At 55.4% G+C, this 20,961-nt stretch carries 17 protein-coding genes; 1 reads left to right on the plus strand and 16 read right to left on the minus strand.

What is annotated here, in order from left to right; all coding sequences use genetic code 11:
- Nucleotides 1–295 precede the first annotated feature (295 nt).
- Together secA and K0J45_RS17690 are read right to left on the minus strand one after the other, a co-directional pair.
- The gene (gene secA / locus K0J45_RS17685) at nucleotides 296–3,019 is read right to left on the minus strand and encodes a preprotein translocase subunit SecA (protein WP_220043501.1); all 2,724 of its coding nucleotides are present in this window, start codon (nucleotides 3,017–3,019) and stop codon (nucleotides 296–298) included.
- Between the two features lie 58 nt (nucleotides 3,020–3,077).
- Nucleotides 3,078–3,977, minus strand: a complete 900-nt coding sequence (locus tag K0J45_RS17690; RefSeq protein WP_011867242.1) for a M23 family metallopeptidase — start codon at nucleotides 3,975–3,977, stop codon at nucleotides 3,078–3,080.
- Between the two features lie 27 nt (nucleotides 3,978–4,004).
- On the opposite strand from K0J45_RS17690, the gene K0J45_RS17695 reads away from it, so the two are divergent.
- A complete protein-coding gene (locus K0J45_RS17695; RefSeq protein WP_144201747.1) occupies nucleotides 4,005–4,460 on the plus strand; it encodes a DUF721 domain-containing protein in 456 nt (151 codons plus the stop codon).
- A 3-nt stretch (nucleotides 4,461–4,463) separates the two neighbouring features.
- On the opposite strand, the gene lpxC is transcribed toward K0J45_RS17695, so the two are convergent.
- From lpxC to rsmH, 14 genes are all read right to left on the minus strand, one after another.
- Nucleotides 4,464–5,384, minus strand: coding sequence for a UDP-3-O-acyl-N-acetylglucosamine deacetylase (lpxC, locus tag K0J45_RS17700; protein WP_220043502.1), 921 nt, complete (start codon nucleotides 5,382–5,384; stop codon nucleotides 4,464–4,466).
- Between the two features lie 178 nt (nucleotides 5,385–5,562).
- Nucleotides 5,563–6,738, minus strand: coding sequence for a cell division protein FtsZ (ftsZ, locus tag K0J45_RS17705; protein WP_011867245.1), 1,176 nt, complete (start codon nucleotides 6,736–6,738; stop codon nucleotides 5,563–5,565).
- Between the two features lie 34 nt (nucleotides 6,739–6,772).
- The gene (gene ftsA, locus K0J45_RS17710; RefSeq protein ID WP_011867246.1) at nucleotides 6,773–8,008 is read right to left on the minus strand and encodes a cell division protein FtsA; all 1,236 of its coding nucleotides are present in this window, start codon (nucleotides 8,006–8,008) and stop codon (nucleotides 6,773–6,775) included.
- Between the two features lie 3 nt (nucleotides 8,009–8,011).
- Complete coding sequence (locus K0J45_RS17715; protein WP_144201745.1) at nucleotides 8,012–8,776, minus strand: cell division protein FtsQ/DivIB; 765 nt, start codon at nucleotides 8,774–8,776, stop codon at nucleotides 8,012–8,014.
- Nucleotides 8,777–8,919: 143 nt separating this feature from the next.
- Entirely contained in the window at nucleotides 8,920–10,374 is a 1,455-nt protein-coding gene (murC, locus tag K0J45_RS17720) for a UDP-N-acetylmuramate--L-alanine ligase (protein ID WP_220043503.1), read from the minus strand.
- Entirely contained in the window at nucleotides 10,367–11,461 is a 1,095-nt protein-coding gene (gene murG / locus K0J45_RS17725) for an undecaprenyldiphospho-muramoylpentapeptide beta-N-acetylglucosaminyltransferase (RefSeq protein WP_220043504.1), read from the minus strand. The genes murC and murG overlap by 8 nt, the downstream gene beginning before the upstream one ends.
- Entirely contained in the window at nucleotides 11,462–12,676 is a 1,215-nt protein-coding gene (ftsW, locus tag K0J45_RS17730) for a cell division protein FtsW (protein ID WP_011867250.1), read from the minus strand.
- Nucleotides 12,669–14,000, minus strand: coding sequence for a UDP-N-acetylmuramoyl-L-alanine--D-glutamate ligase (gene murD, locus K0J45_RS17735; protein WP_220043505.1), 1,332 nt, complete (start codon nucleotides 13,998–14,000; stop codon nucleotides 12,669–12,671). The genes ftsW and murD overlap by 8 nt, the downstream gene beginning before the upstream one ends.
- Before the next feature lie 6 nt (nucleotides 14,001–14,006).
- Entirely contained in the window at nucleotides 14,007–15,089 is a 1,083-nt protein-coding gene (gene mraY / locus K0J45_RS17740; RefSeq protein WP_011867252.1) for a phospho-N-acetylmuramoyl-pentapeptide-transferase, read from the minus strand.
- Nucleotides 15,089–16,459, minus strand: a complete 1,371-nt coding sequence (locus K0J45_RS17745; protein ID WP_220043506.1) for a UDP-N-acetylmuramoyl-tripeptide--D-alanyl-D-alanine ligase — start codon at nucleotides 16,457–16,459, stop codon at nucleotides 15,089–15,091. The genes mraY and K0J45_RS17745 overlap by 1 nt, the downstream gene beginning before the upstream one ends.
- Entirely contained in the window at nucleotides 16,456–17,925 is a 1,470-nt protein-coding gene (gene murE, locus K0J45_RS17750; RefSeq protein WP_220045353.1) for a UDP-N-acetylmuramoyl-L-alanyl-D-glutamate--2,6-diaminopimelate ligase, read from the minus strand. Before murE ends, K0J45_RS17745 begins: the two co-directional genes overlap by 4 nt.
- Nucleotides 17,922–19,658: a peptidoglycan D,D-transpeptidase FtsI family protein gene (locus K0J45_RS17755; protein WP_220043507.1), complete on the minus strand. Its 1,737-nt coding sequence runs from the start codon at nucleotides 19,656–19,658 to the stop codon at nucleotides 17,922–17,924. Before K0J45_RS17755 ends, murE begins: the two co-directional genes overlap by 4 nt.
- Entirely contained in the window at nucleotides 19,655–19,969 is a 315-nt protein-coding gene (gene ftsL, locus K0J45_RS17760) for a cell division protein FtsL (protein ID WP_011867256.1), read from the minus strand. Before ftsL ends, K0J45_RS17755 begins: the two co-directional genes overlap by 4 nt.
- Nucleotides 19,970–20,006: 37 nt before the next feature.
- Nucleotides 20,007–20,948, minus strand: coding sequence for a 16S rRNA (cytosine(1402)-N(4))-methyltransferase RsmH (gene rsmH / locus K0J45_RS17765; RefSeq protein ID WP_220043508.1), 942 nt, complete (start codon nucleotides 20,946–20,948; stop codon nucleotides 20,007–20,009).
- Between the last annotated feature and the right edge of the window lie 13 nt (nucleotides 20,949–20,961).

Raw genomic sequence — 20,961 nt, forward strand, 5'->3', positions numbered from 1 at the left:
TTTAAGAAAAATCAGACTTTTTTCGATCTTTTTAGATAGTCACATCATACGCACCATTTACCCCCAAAGTTATCCACAAATATCGGCATTTAGGCCAATTTTATACCTGCTGGTCATGGAACCTCGAGGATCAAAAAAGCCATCCTAAGGATGGCTTTTTATTATGCTTGGCTAAATCAGCCCACTTACTAAATTATGGCTTAGCTAATGCCTTTGCTTAACTAATGCTTTTGCTTAACTAATGCTTTTGCTTAACTAATGCTTTTGCTTAACTAAGCCTTAGCTCAACTTTGTCTTAGCTCAACTTGCCGTGGCACTGCTTATACTTACGTCCCGAACCACAAGGGCAAGGATCGTTACGGCCAACCTTCTCCCCCTCACGAACCACAGGCTGAGTCGCGGCCAAGGCTTGTGCCTCTTCTGCGCCGACTAGTGCTTCGGCTTCGGCGTGCTGATAATCGCGGCGCACCTTAGCTTCTTCCTGGCGACGACGCTCTTCCATCTCTTCGACATCAGACTGAGCCTGAACCTGTACCTTAGAGAGAATACTGATCACGTCATGCTTTAAAGATTCCAACATCTGCTGGAACAGCTCGAAGGACTCACGCTTATACTCTTGCTTAGGATTCTTCTGCGCATAGCCACGCAGGTGGATGCCCTGACGCAGATGATCCATTGCCGCCAGATGCTCTTTCCAGAGACCATCTAACGTTTGCAGCATGACGGCTTTCTCGAACTGACGTAGCACCTGGGCACCTACCATCTCTTCTTTTGCCTTATATGCCTTCACCCAGATCTCGACGATACGCTCACGCAGCGTCTCTTCGTGCAGGTCATCTTCCTTATCCAACCACTCCTGAACCGGCATTCTTAACGCGTACTCTTGCTCGAGACGCGTCTCTAGGCCGGCAATGTCCCACAGCTCTTCAACCGATTGTGGTGGAATGTACTGATCGATAAGACCGTTAACCACATCAGCCTGGATGTTCACGATAGTGTCTTGAATACTTTCGGCATCCATCAACTCGTTACGCTGAGCATAAACTACCTGACGCTGATCGTTTGCCACGTCATCGAATTCAAGCAGCTGCTTACGAATATCGAAGTTACGTGCCTCAACCTTACGCTGAGCATTCTCGATAGCACGTGATACCCAAGGGTGCTCGATAGCCTCGCCTTTCTCCATACCAAGCTTCTTCATCATAGATGAAACACGCTCAGAGGCGAAAATACGCATCAGGCTGTCTTCCATCGACAGATAGAAGCGTGATGAACCGGCATCACCCTGACGACCTGAACGGCCACGCAGCTGGTTATCGATACGACGCGACTCATGACGCTCGGTACCGAGGATATGCAGACCGCCTGCGGCAACCACTTCGTCGTGTCGCACTTGCCAATCGGCCTTAATCTTAGCCTTCTGTTCGGCGGTTGGATTGTCGAGCGCGTCGATCTCCATGTTCCAGTTACCGCCTAACACGATATCGGTACCACGACCGGCCATGTTAGTTGCGATGGTCACCGCGCCACTGCGACCCGCTTGGGCAACGATCTCGGCTTCACGCTCGTGGAACTTAGCGTTAAGTACCTCGTGAGGGATCTTCGCCTTCTTGAGCATGCTATGGAGCAGCTCAGATTGTTCGATAGAGACAGTACCTACCAGTACTGGCTGGCCACGATCACGACAATCTATGATGTCTTTGATGATGGCATCGTATTTCTCTTCCGCCGTCAGGTAGACCAGATCCGCATGGTCCTTACGTACCATAGGACGGTTGGTCGGGATAACTACGGTATCCAGGCCATAGATGTGTTGGAATTCGAACGCTTCGGTATCGGCAGTACCTGTCATACCGGCCAATTTTTCATACTGACGGAAGAAGTTCTGGAAGGTGATAGACGCCAGCGTCTGGTTTTCATTTTGAATATGAACCCCTTCCTTGGCTTCTACTGCCTGGTGCAGACCTTCCGACCAGCGACGACCCGGCATAGTACGACCCGTGTGCTCATCGACGATGATCACTTCGTTGTCTTGTACTATGTAGTCGACATCTTTTTCAAACAGGGTATGGGCACGTAGCGCCGCGTTGACATGATGCAGCAGTGAGATATTAGCCGCAGAGTAGAGCGAATCGCCTTCGGCCAGCATGCCACGTTCTGTCAGCAGGACTTCTACCTTCTCCTGACCACGCTCCGTCATATGAACCTGCTTGGCCTTCTCGTCGATAGAGTAATCGCCATCACCGATCTCTTCCTCGGTATCTTCCTTGTCCTGACGGATAAGGTGAGGGATCAGGGTGTTGATCTTGATATAAAGCTCAGAGCTGTCTTCTGCGGCGCCCGAGATGATCAGTGGCGTACGCGCCTCATCGATCAGAATCGAGTCGACCTCATCGATCAGTGCATAATGCAATGGGCGCTGCACGCGCTCGTTTGGCGAAAATGCCATGTTGTCGCGCAGGTAATCGAAGCCAAATTCGTTGTTAGTACCATAGGTAATATCAGACGCGTAGGCCATCTTCTTCTCGGCCTGACCCATACCAGCGATGTTTACGCCGACAGTCATACCCAGGAATTCAAATAGAGGGCGGTTGTTTTCCGCGTCGCGACGGGCAAGGTAGTCGTTCACTGTGATCACGTGAACCCCTTTGCCGGTCAGGGCATTCAAATAGGCAGGGAGAGTTGCGGTCAGCGTCTTACCTTCACCGGTACGCATCTCGGCGATACGGTTACTGTCCAGTACCATACCACCCAGTAGCTGCACGTCGAAGTGACGCATCTCAAACACACGCTTAGAGGCTTCGCGCACTACGGCAAAGGCTTCCGGCATGACGTCGTCCAGCGTCTGGCCCGATTCCAATCGCTGCTTAAACTCGGCCGTCTTGGCCTTGAGTTCCTCGTCGGAAAACTTCTCAAAATCCGCTTCGAGGGCATTAATCTTTGTGACAATCTTACCGAGAGTTTTTAGGGTGCGATCGTTACGACTACCAAATATTTTTGTCAGTAATTTACCAAACATCTGAACCACTTTTATGTTGTTGGCTAAGTCCCTGTCGAGTCTAAAAGCCTATTTTAGTTTAACCTGCCTTGCGGTAGACATACTTCTTAGGATCTATCTGCTGTCCACCACGCAACACTTCATAATGCACATGGGGACCGGTCGAACGACCCGTACTCCCCATTTTGGCAATACTTTCGCCTTTTGCGACCACATCACCTACAGCTACTGACAAAGACTTATTGTGTCCATAGCGAGTTCGCAGACCATTGCCATGATCTATCTCGACCAACTCACCATAACCAAACATATTGCCTGCCCATGTTACGACGCCGCCCGCGGTGGCGACAACATCGGCTCCCTCTTTGCCAGCAAAGTCTATGCCTTTATGCATGGTTCTGCGGCCGTTAAAGGGATCATTGCGTAAACCGTAGGGCGAAGACAACCAACCTTTCTGGATGGGACGCCCTGAGATATAACGTTCTTCATCTATATGGAGATTAGATGTCACCGTTTCAAGTAGTGATAATTGAACATTATTGTTATCTATTCGTGACACTAGCCTATCCATGTCCTGGATAAGCTGATCGAGTTCGATGTTGCTGCCCAGTTCGCTCAGGCCACCAACACCGACTTCAGAAGAGAAATCGAATTGATCTTCGAGTTTGTAGTCTTTTGCAACTTGCTGGCCCAGGGCCTCGAGACGTGCAAGCTTGGCCTGCATCTTAGCCACGTGGGTAACCAAGATCGCCAATTGCGATTCGGTCGCGCCTTTAAGCTCGATAAGCTCGTTTTTCTGCTCTTCACGAGCAACACGTTCGTTATCGACGCTGGCCTGCTGTTGCTGAATTTGTTTGGCGTTATGCTGATATAAGCCAGTGCCTGCGGCAATAAGCAAAACCGGTAATAATAGCCAACGCTTACCCGGCTGCCAGCGCGTCGCACCATTCCGACCTTGAATAAAAACTGTTACACTCATAGCCTCATTAAGCCATTTTATTATGTTATGAAAAAGCCCCCGCAGGACCTCAGTCAATTACTGCTTCAGCAGGGTCAATTGCCCTCTATCGCCGAAAAAGCAGAACTACTGCTTCACCTGGATCACTATGTAAAACAGGTGATCACCGGTCCTGTCTCGGAACAACTAAAAGTCGCCAACTTCCGTCAAGGTGTGCTCGTTATCGAAACCAGTACCGCCGCATGGGCCGCGAGAATAAACTTTCAAAAACCCAAACTTTTACAGCAGTTACAAGCCGAAACGCTCCCCATGCTGTCCGCTATCGAGGTTAAAGTCAACCCAAGCCTGAAAATGTATGAGACAAAATCAAAGCAGGCTCACAACCAGATAAGCGAAACCGCTGCGGCGCATATCGACGCCTTGGCCGAGCATATAGAAGGTTCCCTAGGCCAAAAACTAAAACGGCTGGCTGCTTTAGCCAGCCGTTCAAGGCAATCCAAATAGGCGTTACGCCATTACCGCACCCGCAGGTACGGCGAAACTGACTGGTACCTCTTCTTCTTTCTCGAAGCTTACCAATTCCCAAGCATCTTGCTCGGCTAACAGGGCACGAACCAGCTGATTGTTCAGCGCGTGGCCTGTCTTGAACGCACGGAATTCACCGACGATAGCGTGACCGGCGACATAGAGATCACCGAACGCATCGAGAATTTTGTGCTTAACAAACTCGTCCTCATAACGCAGACCATCGGGGTTGAGGACGCGATATTCATCAAGCACAACGGCATTTTCCATGCTGCCACCTAATGCTAGGTTATTAGCACGCAGATATTCGATGTCGCGCATAAACCCAAAGGTTCTGGCGCGGCTGATATCGCGAACGAAGGCAGAAGAGGAAAAATCCATCACCATATGCTGCTGACTTCTGGCGATCTCAGGGTGATTGAAATCGATCGCGAAATCGACTCGAAAACCCTTGAATGGACGCAGTTCGGCCCACTTATCACCATCTTCAACACGCACAGGGCGCTTGATTCTTAGATATTTCTTTGCTGCGCTTTGCTCCTGAATGCCGACAGATTGCAGCAGGAAGACCCATGGGCTGGCGCTGCCATCCATAATGGGGATCTCTGGGGCGTCGACTTCGATTGTCGCGTTGTCTATGCCTAAACCTGCCAGGGCGGCAAACAGATGCTCAATCGTTGAGATACGAACACCTTCGTCATTCACAAGCGCCGTACACATGGTCGTCTCACGCACTTGATCCGCCTTGGCGGCAATCGCCACGCTTGGCGTCAAGTCGGTACGAACCAACACGATCCCTGTATTAACTGGCGCGGGTTTGATCGTCAAAGTCACCTTGTTACCGGAATGCAATCCGACACCGGTGGTCTTAACCATTTCTTTAACAGTTCTTTGAAAAATCATTTAGTTACCCGTTATATCACAACCAAAAAGCGTTTATTTCTGCACAGCAAAGCGGCGCACAAAGGCGCAGCAGGTCGGACATGCTAGCATATCTTTGCCAATTCACCAAAATTTACCGACGAAAATCGTCGTACCACATTCAGGTATATGGCGCCGACTAGCACGCTCCGTCCTGAAACTAGTCAGCTTGCTTGCGCAAAAATGCCGGTATATCTAAGTAATCAAGGTCACTCTTAGGCGCGGCGGCCGCGGCTGGTTGTGCTACCTGCACAACATTACCCGCCCCCATTGCCTGTGGGACAGCTTCTTCCACTGGAAGTTCAATCTTGACCTCAGGTGCTGGCATCGGCTCTGGACGCGGCGCAGGCTTAGAAACCAGTTGAATATCAGGCTTCTTCTCGGCGCCGATACCGGTTGCAACCACGGTTACACGCAGCTCGTCGCTCATCTCTGGATCAATAACCGCACCCACAACCACAGTCGCGTTGTCTGATGCATAAGCCTTAACATGGTTACCCACTGTCTCGAACTCTTCGATGCTCATGTCCATACCGGCGGTGATGTTCACCAATACGCCACGGGCACCCGCCAGATCGATATCTTCCAGCAGCGGGCTGGCCACGGCAGCTTCGGCCGCTTCTTCGGCGCGATCTTCACCGCTGGCGACGCCTGTACCCATCATGGCGTTACCCATCTCAGACATCACAGTCTTAACGTCGGCGAAGTCGACGTTAATCAGACCCGGACGGGTGATCAGCTCGGCAATACCTTGTACTGCGCCGAGCAGCACGTTGTTAGCTGCTGCGAAGGCGTCGAGCAATGAGGTGCCACGGCCTAAAACCTTGAGCAGCTTCTCGTTAGGAATAGTGATCAGCGAGTCCACATGCTTGGCCAGCATCTCGATACCCTGGTCGGCATAAGCCATACGCTTCTTGCCTTCGAATGGGAACGGCTTGGTCACCACGGCAACAGTCAGGATCCCCTCTTCACGGGCGATCTCGGCCACGACAGGTGCGGCACCTGTACCCGTACCACCACCCATGCCGGCGGCGATAAAGATCATGTCCGAGCCCTTGATTGCGCTGCGAATGTTCTCTCTGTCTTCTTCGGCCGCCAGACGGCCGATCTCTGGGTTGGCGCCCGCGCCAAGCCCCTTGGTGACATCGCGACCCAACTGAATGGTCGTACCCGCCGCCGACTTACGTAGCGCCTGGGCATCGGTATTGGTTGCAACGAACTCAACACCCTCGATATTGTGTTTCACCATATGCTCGACGGCGTTACCACCACCGCCACCGACGCCGATGACCTTGATCACCGCCTCATCGGAATGACTATCCATGATCTCAAACATGGTCTTTTCTCCGTTTTAGTCTGCGTTATTAACCTTAAAACTCACCCTTAAACCAGCTCTGGACCCGATTCCAAAGACTGGTCACCCCTTGGCGCTCGGGGCGCTCGAACTGTCGCTCGAGCACACGTCTTGCACCATAATGTAACAACCCAACACCCGTGGAGTAGATGGGCTGGTTCACATATTCAAATAATCCTTTCACCGGCAACGGCTCGGCCACCCTAACCGGCATGCCAAAGGTCGCCTCGGCGACATCTACCGCGCCTTCAATCGATGCGGTACCGCCCGTGAGTACGATACCTGCTGCAACCTGATCTTCCAGGCCGCAGTCGCGCAACTCTTTACGCACCAGCTCGAACAGCTCCTGATATCTTGGCTCGACTACCTCGGCCAAGGTATGGCGCGACATGGTGCGCGACGGACGTCCGCCGACCGATGGCACCTCTATGCTGTCTTCGCGGCTCACCATGGCGCTTCTGGCGCTGGCGTACTGCACCTTAATCTGCTCAGCATGTGACAGCGGCGTACGGAAGATCTTGGCGATATCGCTGGTCACCTGGTTACCGGCCACAGGCACCACGGCGCAGTGACGCAGGGCGCCATTGGTGTAGATGGTGATATCTGTGGTGCCGCCGCCCATATCCACCAGGCAGACGCCAAGGTCTTTCTCATCGTCGGTGAGCACAGCATCAGCCGAGGCGATGGCCGAAAACACCAGGTCATCCACCTTCAAACCGCAACGCTCGACACTCTTGGTAATATTCTTGGCCATGTCGTTGGCGCAGGTAACGATATGCACCTTGGCTTCCATACGCATACCCGACATGCCGATTGGGCTGCGGATACCATCTTGTACGTCGATGGCATATTCCTGTGGCAAGACGTGCAGAATACGACGCTCGGTAGGGATCTTCACCGAACGCGCGGTGTGGATGACGTTGTCTACATCTTCCTGGGTCACCTCTTCGTCGTTAATCGACACCATGCCGTTTTCGTTCTGACACTGGATATGCTTACCCGAGATGCCCAGGTATACCGAGGCTACCTGACAGTCGGCCATCAACTCGGCCTGATCCAGCGCGCGCTGCACACTACGCACGATAGAGTCGAGATCGTTTACCCCGCCCTTATCCATGCCGCGGGAGGGGTGACTGCCGAGGCCGACCACACTGATCTCACCATCGGGTAGTACCTCACCGATGATCACAGCAACTTTGGACGTTCCTATGTCTAATCCAACGATCAGATTTCTATCTTGATTCTTGGTCATTAATTAACGGCTCTCATCTTGTGCTTCATCCCAACCTACGGCCAATCCGGTATCGTAGCGCAAATCGACTCGGGCAACGGGCTTATCCTGTTTCACCAATGTGGGATACACATGGATAAAGCGCTGCACCCTTGCCATCTTATCTTCCCTTCCCAGCTTCAACTCTATGCCATTGGCCAGCACGGCTAACCAGGCATGTCTGGGGCTTAACTCTAAACGGGCCAAATCAAACCCGTTGATCTTCAATAATTCACTTACCTGGCGATAGTTAGTCAACACAGACTTCGCCTGATCTTCCGGGCCGACCAGATTGGGTAACTGGCCTATGCCCTCACGATGGGGCGCCTTAAACACCTGCCCCTGCTCGTTGAGCCAATCTGTCTCGTTCCAGTGGGCGACCGGCGTCTGCTCCACCAGATATACCTTTAACTTTGCCGGCCACTCGCGCCTCACCGAGGCGTGGTAGACCCAGGGCAGATTTTCCAGCGCCTGCTGCACCTGGTTCACATCCGCCGAGAAGAAGCTTCTCTGCATCAGATCCTGCAGCGCACTGCGTATCTCGGCGTCACTGGTAAACTGCCTGTCACCCTTGATCGCCACCGCCTCAATCGGCAGCGCATCGGCGTCGTTTAGTACTAGGTGAAGCTTCCAGCCTCCCATGGATAAACCACAGATCACCAGGAACAGAAAAATCAAGCCGAAACACAGGTACCAATCGACCTGTCCCAACCTGCTTTTCCAACCGCTACCTAGCTCTCTTAAGGACACTGCTTATCGCCCTAACGCATCATTAAATGTATAAAAATCAATCAATTTATTGCCAGAGGGCAGTCCTAAGGAACCGGCCATTATAACTACCTCACCTCTAGCGTCAAAAGCTTCATCGAGGCCAGGGCAAGATGCCCTCAACCTCATTGGTTTTCCGACTCAAACTGCAAACCGGCATCGGCCAGCTGACGACTCAGGGCGCCGATATTGCCGGCCCCTTGGGTCAACAGCAGATCGCCCCCCTGCAACACCCCAGGCAGTATCGTCTGTAGCTGCTCGGGCTCGGCCACGAAGATAGGATCTATCTGGCCACGCTGACGAATCGAGCGGCACAGGGCGCGGCTATCTGCACCAGGTACCGGCGCCTCGCCGGCGCTATAAACATCGAGCAGTAACAGGCAGTCCACCTGGGCCAGCACCTCGACGAAATCGTCATAGAGATCCCGGGTGCGGCTGTATCTGTGTGGCTGATAGATCATCACCAGACGCTTGTCTGGCCAGCCGGAACGCGCCGCCTTGATGGTTGCCGCCACCTCACTGGGGTGATGACCATAGTCATCGACCAGCATCACCTCGCCCGCTGTGGTGGTGAACTCACCCAGCTGCTGGAAGCGACGACCTATGCCCTGGAACTCATCCAGGGCGCGGATGATCGCCTCATCTTCAATCTCATCTTCTGTGGCCACGGCTATGGCCGCCAGGGCATTGAGCACATTGTGACGACCCGGCAGATTAACCCTCAGGTCCAGATCTGCCATCCCTTCACGGCGCACGGTAAAGCGTGAGCTATAACCCTGCTGCTCGAAGTTAAGCGCCTGCACGTCGGCATCTTCGCTAAAACCATAGGTCACTACCTTACGGCCGATGCGGGGCAGTATCTCTCTCACCACGGGATCGTCGATACAGGCCACGGCCACGCCGTAGAACGGCAGGTTATGCAGGAAATCGACGAAAGTGGATTTCAACTTCTCGAAATCCCCCTCATAGGTATCCATATGGTCGGCTTCTATGTTAGTAACCACACTCACCATGGGCTGCAGATGCAGGAAGCTGGCATCGCTCTCGTCGGCCTCGGCGATCAGGTAACGGCTCTTACCCAAACGGGCATTGGTGCCGGCACTGTTCAGCAGGCCGCCGATCACGAAGGTCGGATCCCGCTCAGCCTGACCATAGACGCTGGCGATCAGACTCGTGGTGGTCGTCTTGCCATGGGTACCGGCCACCGCCACACCGTGGCGATAACGCATCAGCTCGGCCAACATCTCTGCCCGGCGAACGATAGGAATGCGTCGCTCCTGGGCCGCTAAAATCTCTGGGTTACTGGCATCGATGGCCGTCGAGACCACCACCACATCGGCGCCCTCGACCTGATCGGCGCTGTGACCTATGAAGATCGCCGCGCCGAGTCGCTTAAGGCGCGCCGTCACGGCATTCTCGGCGATATCGGAACCGCTAAGACGATAACCTTCGTTTACCAAGACCTCGGCAATACCGCCCATACCCGCGCCGCCGATCCCCACAAAGTGGATCCGCTTGACGCGACGCATCTCTGGAATGATGGTTCTTAATTGGGCGTACTTCTCTTCGGTTTTAATCATCTTTTTCCTTACCTGCCAGCGCGATACACACGGCGGCGACCCGCTCTGTGGCATCTAATACGGCAACACTCTTGGCCAGCTGCCCCATCTCGATGAGGGCCTTACGATCTGATGCCAAGATCTGCAGCTTGCTGATCAATTTCTCACTATCTAATACTGTCTGCGGCAGCAAAAATGCGCCGCCCGCTTCCACCAAGACCTGGGCGTTCTTGGTCTGGTGATCGTCTACCGCATGGGGGTAAGGCACCAAGAGACTCGGTAGCCCCACCGCCGCTACCTCTGACACAGTCAAGGCGCCCGCACGGCACAGAATCACATCGGCCCAGCGATAGGCCGCTTCCATATCATCAATAAACTCGGCCACCTTGACGCTGCCGGACTGCCCCAGCTGCAGATATTCCGCCTCCACCTGCGCCTGATTGCCCTTGCCCACCTGATGCCATACCGTCATCGAATGGTGCTGGGCCACGGCCGCCGTCACGCTCGGCATCAGGTCGTTAAATATCTTGGCACCCAAGCTGCCACCGACCACCAACACCCTAAGGGCATCGTCCGGAACGATTGGCTGCTCGCTGCGCCCCAAGGCGATCAACTCGCTGCGGATCGGGTTGCCCACCACCTCGGCATTGCCCTCAAAGGTGTTTTCGAAGGCGCACAGCACTCGGGTAGCGATGCGCGACAACAACTTGTTGGTCATGCCTGGTATGGCATTTTGCTCATGAAGCACCAAGGGAATACCGCTCAGCTTGGCCGCAACCCCACCCGGGCCGCTGGCGAATCCGCCCATGCCGAGCACCACATCGGGTTTAAACTCTTTGATCACCTCACGCGCCTGCATGATGGAACGTAAGATCTTAAAGGGCGCCGCGAGCTTACGGATCAAGCCATTGCCGCGCACCCCCTTGATATCGATAAAATCGATATCGAAACCATGTTGAGGCACCAGACGAGCCTCCATACGATCGGCGGTGCCAAGCCAGCGCACCTGCCAGCCCTGTTTGGCTAACGCTTTGGCCACGGCAAGCGCCGGGAACACGTGTCCGCCCGTGCCGCCCGCCATGATCAAAATACGTTTCTCTGACGCCATCTATTTCACCTTGCCTTGTACTGCCTGGATCAGGCTTAATCTTCTCTCATGATCGATACGGATCAATATCATTGCCGCTGCCGTCATCACCCACAGGCTACTGCCGCCATAACTGATGAAGGGCAGTGTCAGCCCCTTGGTGGGTAGCATGCCTATGCTGGCGCCCACGTTGACCACAGTCTGGAAACAGATCCAGATGCCTATGCCATAGGCCAGATAGCCCTCGAAGGCCCGATCGCCAAGCAGGCACAGGTTACCCAGCTTTATCGCTCTCAGGGCGACAAACAGCAGTACCGACAACACTGCGATAATGCCGAGAAATCCTAGCTCTTCGCCGATCACGGCAAAGATAAAATCTGTGTGGGCCTCGGGCAGGTATTCCAGCTTTTGAATGCTGTTGCCTAAGCCCTGTCCCAGCCAATCGCCGCGGCCGTAGGCCATCAGCGATTGGGTCAGCTGATAACCGCTACCGAAGGGATCCTGCCAAGGGTCCAGAAACGAGGTCACCCGTCGCATACGGTAAGGCTCCAGCAATACCAGACCGACGAAGGCCATGGCCCCGGTCAAGATCAGCGCAAAAAAGTCGAGCAATCTTGCACCGGCTAAAAACAATAAACCTACGGTGCCGACAAACAACACCACCACGGTACCGAGGTCTGGCTGTAGCAAAATCAGAAAGGCATACACGGCAAACACGGCAATCGGCTTATAGAAGCCCTTGGCGTTTTCCCGCACCTCCTGATGACGCCGCACCAGATAACCCGCCATATAGATGGCAAAGGCAAACTTGGCGATCTCGGCCACCTGAATACGAATCGGGCCCACCGATAACCAACGGGTCGCCCCGTTTACCGTGGTGCCCACGATCGGCACAGCCACCAACATGATGCCGACGACCAGCAGCAAGATAGGACTCAGCTGCTGCCAGCTATGCATCTCTATCTGCAACACCACCGCGGCGATCAGGGCGCACCCCATCAGGTAGGCCACATGGCGCCACACGAAGTGGTAGGGGTTGCCCGTCAAACTCGTGGCCTCCGGCATAGAGGCCGACATCACCATGATGAAGCCGAAACTTATCAGGGAGATGATCGCAAACAGCAAAGCTCTGTCATAGAGCTGCATGCCCGGCGCTTCGCGTTGACTAAACAGGTTCGGCAGCGACCAGCTAAGGGAGCTGCCAAACAGGCTTAGTTGACGCTCGTCGCTACGCATGCATCACCTCTTGGGCCAAGGCATTCACCTGGGCACGAAAATCATCGCCCCTGGCCATGAAGTTGGCGTACATATCCAGGCTGGCACAGGCAGGCGACAGCAGGACCAGATCGCCCGGCTTAGCCAGCTGAGCCGCCTGAGCGACTGCCTCTTGCATCGACTCGACGCGAATGGCACCCTCGAACTGCTCGGCAATTTTGTCGCCATCCTGCCCCAGGGTGATCACCTGAGCAACGCCCAGCAGTGAGCCGCGTAGCGCCGAAAAATCGGCGCCCTTGCCGTCACCACCGGCGATTAAAATAATCTGCCCCTCATGGTCGCTCAGCCCCTGCAGGGCCGCTATGGTGGCGCCCACATTGGTCGCCTTGGAATCGTTCACATAGCTCACGCCCTGATGCTTACCCACGAGTTCGCATCTATGGGCCAGCCCCTTGAACTGCTTCGCCACCTCGACCATGGCCGCCTTATCGACACCGGCGCTATCGGCCAGCGCCATGGCAACCAGCAAGTTGGCCTGGTTGTGACTGCCCACCAGTGAAACCTGAGCGCCGGCGACATATTCGGTCGTGCCATGCACCAGGACGCCGTGGTTAACGCCCCACTCGTCTCCCTCAGGAAGAGAGAGGCCAAAGCTGTTCTGGTTCATCGGCTCATTCGGGCGAGTCAGCAGATCGTCGCGGTTGAAGATTGCCAGCTTGGTCTGGTCATACAAACGCAGCTTAGCCTGACGATAACTCTCGAGATCCGAATACCTGTCCATGTGATCTTCACTGATGTTGAGGCAGGTGGCGCTGATGCAGTTGAGGCTGGATGTGGTCTCCAGCTGGAAGCTAGATAGCTCCAGCACAAACAGCTCATGGTCACCATCCAGCAGGTCAAGCACGGGCACGCCGATATTGCCGCCCACGGCCACCTTGAGGCCCGCCTTAGCGGCCATCTCACCCACTAGGGTAGTCACGGTCGACTTACCGTTAGATCCCGTGATGCCGATGACGCAGGCGGGGCGATCTGCCAGCGCTCTGGCGAACAGCTCGACATCGCCGACGATATCTATGCCCATATCCACCGCGGCGCGCACCTCGGCGGTATCCAGCGGGATCCCGGGGCTGACGACGATCTGACTGGCCTGCACCAGGTAGCGGCAATCGAAACCGCCGGTGAGCAACAGCACCTCGGGAAACTCCTGGCTCAGGGTCTCACGACCCGGCGGGTTCTCGCGGCTGTCCATCACCAGTGGCGTGATCCCCTGCTTAATGAGATAACGCACCACAGAGAGCCCTGTGGCCCCCAATCCTAATACTATGTGCGTGTACTGACTCGCCATGGCGTCTTACCTTAACTTTAAGGTTGCTAAGCCTAGCAACACCAGGAAGAGGGAGATGATCCAAAAACGCACAATCACCCTGGGCTCGGGCCAACCTTTCAGCTCGTAGTGGTGATGGATAGGTGCCATCCTGAATATACGTTGGCCGCGTAACTTATAAGAGCCGACCTGCAGGATCACAGAAACCGTCTCCATCACGAATACACCGCCCATGATCACCAAGAGGATCTCCTGACGCACCAACACGGCTATGGTGCCCAGTGCCGCGCCCAGAGAAAGGGATCCCACGTCACCCATGAAAACCTGGGCCGGATAGGTGTTGAACCACAAAAAGCCCAATCCCGCACCGACGATGGCGGTACAGACGATCACTAGCTCGCCCGAGCCAGGCAAATAAGGTATATGCAGATAGTTGGCAAACTGCACGTGGCCAGACAGATAGGCGATCAGCGCAAAAGCAGCCGCCACCATCACGGTCGGCATAATCGCCAGACCATCCAGACCATCGGTCAGGTTCACCGCGTTGCTCGAGCCCACTATAGTGAAGTAGGCCAGCAGGATGAAGAAGGCGCCCAGCTGTGGCATCACATCCTTAAAGAAGGGCAGGACCAGTTGGGTTTCACCTTCACTGCCCGCCGAGGCGTACAGATAGAAGGCGATGGCCAAGGCCGCCAGGGACTGCAAGATATACTTCCAGCGCGCGATAAGTCCCTTGGTGTCCTTGCGCACCACCTTGCGATAATCGTCGATGAAGCCGATAAGGCCAAAGGCGCCCAGCACGAAAAGCATGACCCACACGTAGCGGCTACCCAGATCGCCCCACAGCAATACGCTGATGAAGACGCCGGCCAAGATCAACAGGCCACCCATGGTCGGTGTGCCGCGCTTGGCAAAATGCGACTCGGGTCCTTCGTTACGGACCACCTGACCTATCTGCAGCAGTTGCAGACGCTCGATCATCTTAGGCCCCCACCACAGGCTAAACACCATGGCGGTCAACAGCCCCAGGATCGCCCTGAAGGTCACATATGAGAAAACGTTAAACCCGGTATAAAACTGGGTTAGATACTCAGCCAGATAAACCAGCATTAAAACAACTCCTTGCGCTCAAAAGCGGCAATGAGGGCCTCGACAACCCGCTCCATTCTGGCGCTTCGAGACCCCTTAACTAACACAGTCACCTTGCCGGTTAACTGGTTAAAATAACTAACTAAATCAACAACCAATGCATCTAAGTCGGTGAAATGCTTGCCGGCGAAAGCCTCGCTACTCGCCCGACTCAACTCTCCCAGTGAATACAAGGCATCGATCCCCTGCTGCTTGGCCTTCTCGCCCAGCTGCCGATGTAAAAGGGACGCATTGTCACCTAATTCGCCCAAATCGCCCAGCACTAAACAGCGATTTCCTTCAATTTCTTGAAGCCAGTCGATTGCCGCTCCCACCGAGGCCGGATTGGCGTTATAGGTGTCGTCGATCAGCAAGAAACGTCCCAGACGTGTCGGCTGCATACGCCCCTTCACGGGTTGCAACCGCATAAGCCCTTGAACTATCTCATCCAGCGACAATCCCAGCGCCAGGCAGATGCTGGTCGCCGCCAGGGCGTTACTCACCTGATGACGGCCCGACAGCGGCAGGCTGACGGTACGTTGCTCATCCCGATACGCGATTCGAAAGCGATAACAGCCCAAGGCGTCGGCGCTGAGCTCATCGGCGCTGACATCTGCAGGATTCCCCTGGGATGAAAAACTCAACTGGGTATGGCTAGCGGCCGCGCGGCGCATCACATCGGCAAATGCGTCGTCGGCATTGATCACGGCGACGCCATCCTTAGCCAGGTGGAGGAAGATCTCAGACTTAGCCTTAGCCACGCCTTCGAGCGAGCCAAAACCCTCTAAATGCGCCGAGGCGACATTATTAACCATCGCCACATCGGGTTGCACTAAAGATGAAGTGTAATTAATCTCGCCGAGATGATTGGCACCCAGTTCGAACACGCCATATTCGTGTTGCGGCTCGAGGCGCAGCAGGGTCAAAGGCACGCCCACTTCGTTGTTGAAATTGCCCGCGGTATAGAGCACCTGATGCTGGGTCGACAATATGGTCGCTACCATCTCCTTGACGCTGGTCTTGCCGTTCGAGCCGGTCAGGGCCACGCTCTTGGGCGCGACGCACTGCTTCACATGAGCACCAATCTGGCCCATGGCTTTCTGGCTGTTAGCCACTATGAGTTGCGGCGCGGCAATCGGTAGTTCACGCTCAACCAGCAGGGCGCTGGCGCCATCCATCACCGCCTTGGCGGCAAAATCATGGGCATCGAAACGTTCACCTTTTAAGGCGACAAACAGAGTCTGCGCATCCACCACCCGGCTATCGCTCGATACCTTGCTGACGCTTAAATCGTCGCCGATATGCTTGGCATTCAGTACCTTGGCGAGCTCTGACAGTTTAAGTGGGATCATTTGCCGCCCCTCGCAATTGCTGCCGCCAGGGCGCGTTCATCATAATCCAGGCGTTTGCCGGCGATCTCCTGATAGGTCTCATGGCCCTTACCGGCCAGCAAAATGAGGTCGCCACTGGAGGCCAGGGTCACCACCTCGCGGATCGCCTGTTGTCTATCGACCTGAGTCAGGGCGATCTGCGGCTTGTTGAGCCCGGCCAATACATCTTGAATGATCGTCATGGGATCTTCGCTGCGAGCATTGTCGCTGGTCACCATGACGCAGTCGGCATTCTCCTCGGCGGCGCGGGCCATCAGTGGGCGTTTACCCTTGTCACGATCGCCACCACAACCAAAGACGCACCATAGCTTGCCGCGGCAATGACCACGCAGGGCTCGTAGCGCCTGCTCAATGGCGTCCGGCGTATGGGCGTAATCCACAACCAGGGTGACGCCTTCTTGCGTGGTGAAACGCTCCATGCGTCCCGCCACAGGCTTGAGGCTGGACACCTGAGTCAACAGCTGCGCCATGGCGTAGCCGCTCAGATAGAGGGCGCCCAAGGCCGCCACCAGGTTAGACAGATTAAAGATACCCAGCAGGGGCGAGTCGATCTTCGCCTCGCCTTCGGGCCAGACTAAGGTCGCGCTGACGCCCTGGCTATGCTGCTTCACCTCTTTGGTATAGATAGCGGCTCCTTCCTGGCCTTGAATACTAAAGCCCACCAAGCCCTTACAGCGTTTATCCTGGATCCACTGACGCCCAACAGGATCGTCAAGGTTGATCAGGCCATGACTCAACGAGCTGAATCTAAACAGGCGCTGCTTGGCCGCACCATAGGCATCCATAGAGCCGTGATAATCCAGATGATCCCGACTCAGGTTAGTAAACACGGCCACATCGAAGGGCACGGCGTCAACCCGTCCCTGTACCAGGCCATGACTGGACACCTCCATGGCGCACACGGCGGTGCCCTGGCGGTCAAAATCTTCTAGCTGGCGCATCACGGTAATGGGATCCGCCGTGGTGTTACCGCTGTCGACCAGCTGGCCCCACAGGCCATTACCTAGGGTGCCCATGACGGCGGCGGGCTTACCCAGGCCGTCGCTTAGCTGAGCAATCAACTGGGTCACGGACGTCTTACCATTGGTGCCGGTTACGCCGATCAGCTTGATCCTATCCCGTCCCAGCACGTAGAGCTGAGAGGCGAGCGCCGACAGCTGACGCTGCAACTGAAAGAAATAGATACGCAGGCCGTTATCCTGACTCACCTTGCCATGCTCTGCCGGGTCGTCGGTATGAATAAGTGCCGCTACGGCTCCTTGCGACAGGGCGGTATCGACATAGTCTCTACCATCAACCCTGTGACCGGGGACGGCGACAAACACGCTGCCCTGGCCTATCTCGCGACTATCCAGCGTCAGATGGCTGAGGGACTCACCACCGGCATAATGAAACCAGGGGGCTAGGAGATCGCATAGCTGCATTATTCGCCCCTCCTGACATTACCGGCCAATTGAACTTTTTCTCGAGCGCTAATCGGCTCAACATTTAACATCTGTAGTGCCCCTGACATCACTTTGGCAAACACGGGAGCGGCCACATCGCCGCCATAATAACGATCGCCCTTGGGCTCATTGACTACCACCACCATGGCGAGTCTCGGATTGTGTACCGGTGCGACCCCGGCAAACAGGGCGACATAATCTTCACCATAGCCACCGGCCACGGCCTTACGGGCGGTCCCCGTCTTACCCGCAACCGGGTAGCCGTCGATATGGGCCTTCTTGGCGGTGCCGCCAGGCTCGGTCACCCCGATCAGCATCTGCATCACGCTGCGGGCCACCTCGGGTGAGATCACCTGCTCGCCCTCGGGTTCCTTCTTCAGCTTGAGGATCGAAGAGGGATAGAGCACGCCGCCGCTACCCAACATGGCGTACATGCGGGCGATCTGCAGTGGTGTTACGGTCAGGGCATAACCGAAGGAGAGAGTTGCCCGCTCAAAATCGGACCAACGACGACGGTCATGAATAAGACCGGCGCTCTCGCCCGGCAGGTTGATGCCAGAATAATTACCCAGCCCCATGGCCTGGTAGTAACCCAGCAGCTCCTGTACCGGCATAGACAAGGCGATCTGTGTCATCCCCACGTTACTGGAGTGCACCAAGACATCGGCCAGCGACATGTCGCCATAGTTGCGACCGTCACGCACTATCTTGCCGCCGATACGCACGCGGCCCGGATGTGTCTTGAAGATCTGATCTTCCTTGATGGTGCCGGCCTCGAGCGCCGCGGCGACCACGAAGGGCTTGATGGTGGAACCCGGCTCATAGGCGTCGGTCAGGGCGCGGTTCCGCATGCGATAGCTTTGCAGGTTATCGCGGGAGTTAGGGTTGTAGCTAGGGGTGTTCGCCATGGCCAACACCTCGCCGGTGTGCACGTCGAGCACCACGATAGAGGCCGAGGTAGCCTGGTTGATCTCGGTAGCGCGCTTGATCTCGCGGTAGGCCAGCTGCTGAATGCGCTGATCGATACTGAGCACCAGATCGTTAGAGCTCTCGCCGGTCTGCACCGTGTCCAGACGCTCCACCACGTGGCCGTCGCGGGACTTACGCACCTTGTGCTTGGTGGGGGTACCCGTCAGCCAATCGTTGTAGGTGCTCTCAATCCCTTCGATACCCTTATCGTCGATATTGGTCAGGCCCACCAGCTGCGCGCTGATCTCACTGGTAGGATAGTAGCGGCGTGATTCGGCCTTAAGGTAGACACCGGGCAGCTTGAGCTGCTTAATATACTCGGCCACCGCAGGTGTGACCTGACGCTTGAGGTAAGTAAAACGTTTCTTAGGGTTGGTCTGCACCCGCGCCAGGATCTCCTCCTTGGGCTCATGCAGCACGTCGGCCAGCGCCTGCCAGCGGCGCATATCGGCGAAGCCGTTACGATCATGCACCACCTTAGGATCGGCGTAGACCGCCTTGACCGGCACGCTCACCGCCAGCATCTCACCGTTGCGGTCGGTGATCATGCCACGGTGCACCTCGTTACTCGTGGTACGCAGGGTGCGCATGTCACTCTCGTGACGCAGTTTTTCCGGCTCGATGATCTGAATATAGGCGGCGCGGCCCACCAGGCTGGTAAACAGCAGACACACGAAACCGACCACGACGTAGAGACGCCAGTGGATCAGCTGTGGTTTCTGTTTACGTTTCGCCTGCTTGCTCATGGTACTCTCACCACCACTTCTTCGTTGGGTAACGGCCGCTTCATCTCCAGCTCTTTCGTGGCAATCCGTGTCACCCTGCTATGTTCCGACTGCGACTGCTCTTCCAGCAACAGGTTGCGCCATTCGATATCCAAGCGGTCACGCTCCTGCAGCAACTGATCCCACTGGCTAGTGTACTTGCGACTGGAATGGCTGGTGTAAACCACCAAAATGGCATTCGCAATCACAATAAAAGCCATCAAAAGCACCCACTTGTGGTGCCAAAGATCGAGTAATACGATACGAGTCAGGTTAAGTTGTGACTTACTCACTAGCGTTCCCCTAGTCTCTTACGTCTGCTCGACAGGATTAGTAGTCTAATCGCTCGGCAACCCGCAACACTGAGCTACGCGCCCTGGCATTGCGGTCAATCTCTTCGGCCGACGGCTTAATCGCCTTACCCACGGCCTTGAGTAATCGTGTCTTATTTATTTCGGCCTCGGTCAGCGGTAACCCGTGGGGCACTGACTCACCTTGGCTATGGCGGCGAATAAAACGCTTCACCATACGGTCTTCCAGCGAATGGAAGCTGATCACCGACAGACGTCCCTGGGGCGCCAATACGGTAACCGCTCCTTCCAGCGCCTGATCGATCTGCTCCAGCTCGCTGTTGATATAGATACGGATCGCCTGGAATACACGGGTCGCCGGGTGCTTGTTGCGCTCCTTGCTCTTGCTCACACGGGCGATCAGATCCGCCAGCTCCTTGGTACGCAAGAAAGGCGTCTTGTCTCGATCGGCGGCGATACAACGGGCGATATGGCGGGCGTTCTTCTCCTCGCCATAGGTCTTAAATACCCAGGCCATATCTTCTATCTCGGCGCGGGCCAGCCACTCGGCGGCGGTCTCCCCCTGGGAGTTGTCCATGCGCATATCCAGCGGACCGTCACGCAGGAAACTAAAGCCGCGCTCGGCATCGTCTAGCTGAGGGGAAGAGACCCCAAAATCGAACAGAATGCCGTCGATCTTGCCTCTGAGGCCGAGATCGTCGACATATTGGGCCAGCTGGCCAAAACCACCGTGTACGATAGAGAAACGCGCATCATCAGCAAATTGCTCTGCGGCGGCGATCGCCTGAGGATCTCGGTCGATGGCAACCAGGCGACCATTAGGGCCCAATTGCTTGAGCACTTCGCGAGAGTGTCCGCCGCGGCCGAAGGTGCCATCGATATAGATGCCCTCTGGCTTGATGTTGAGTCCGGCTACCGTTTCCGTCAGCAGCACGGATAAATGCGCAAATTCTTGAGTCATCGCTCTCTTCTTT

It is taken from the genome of Shewanella alkalitolerans (assembly GCF_019457575.1).
GTDB classification, from domain to species: domain Bacteria; phylum Pseudomonadota; class Gammaproteobacteria; order Enterobacterales; family Shewanellaceae; genus Shewanella; species Shewanella loihica.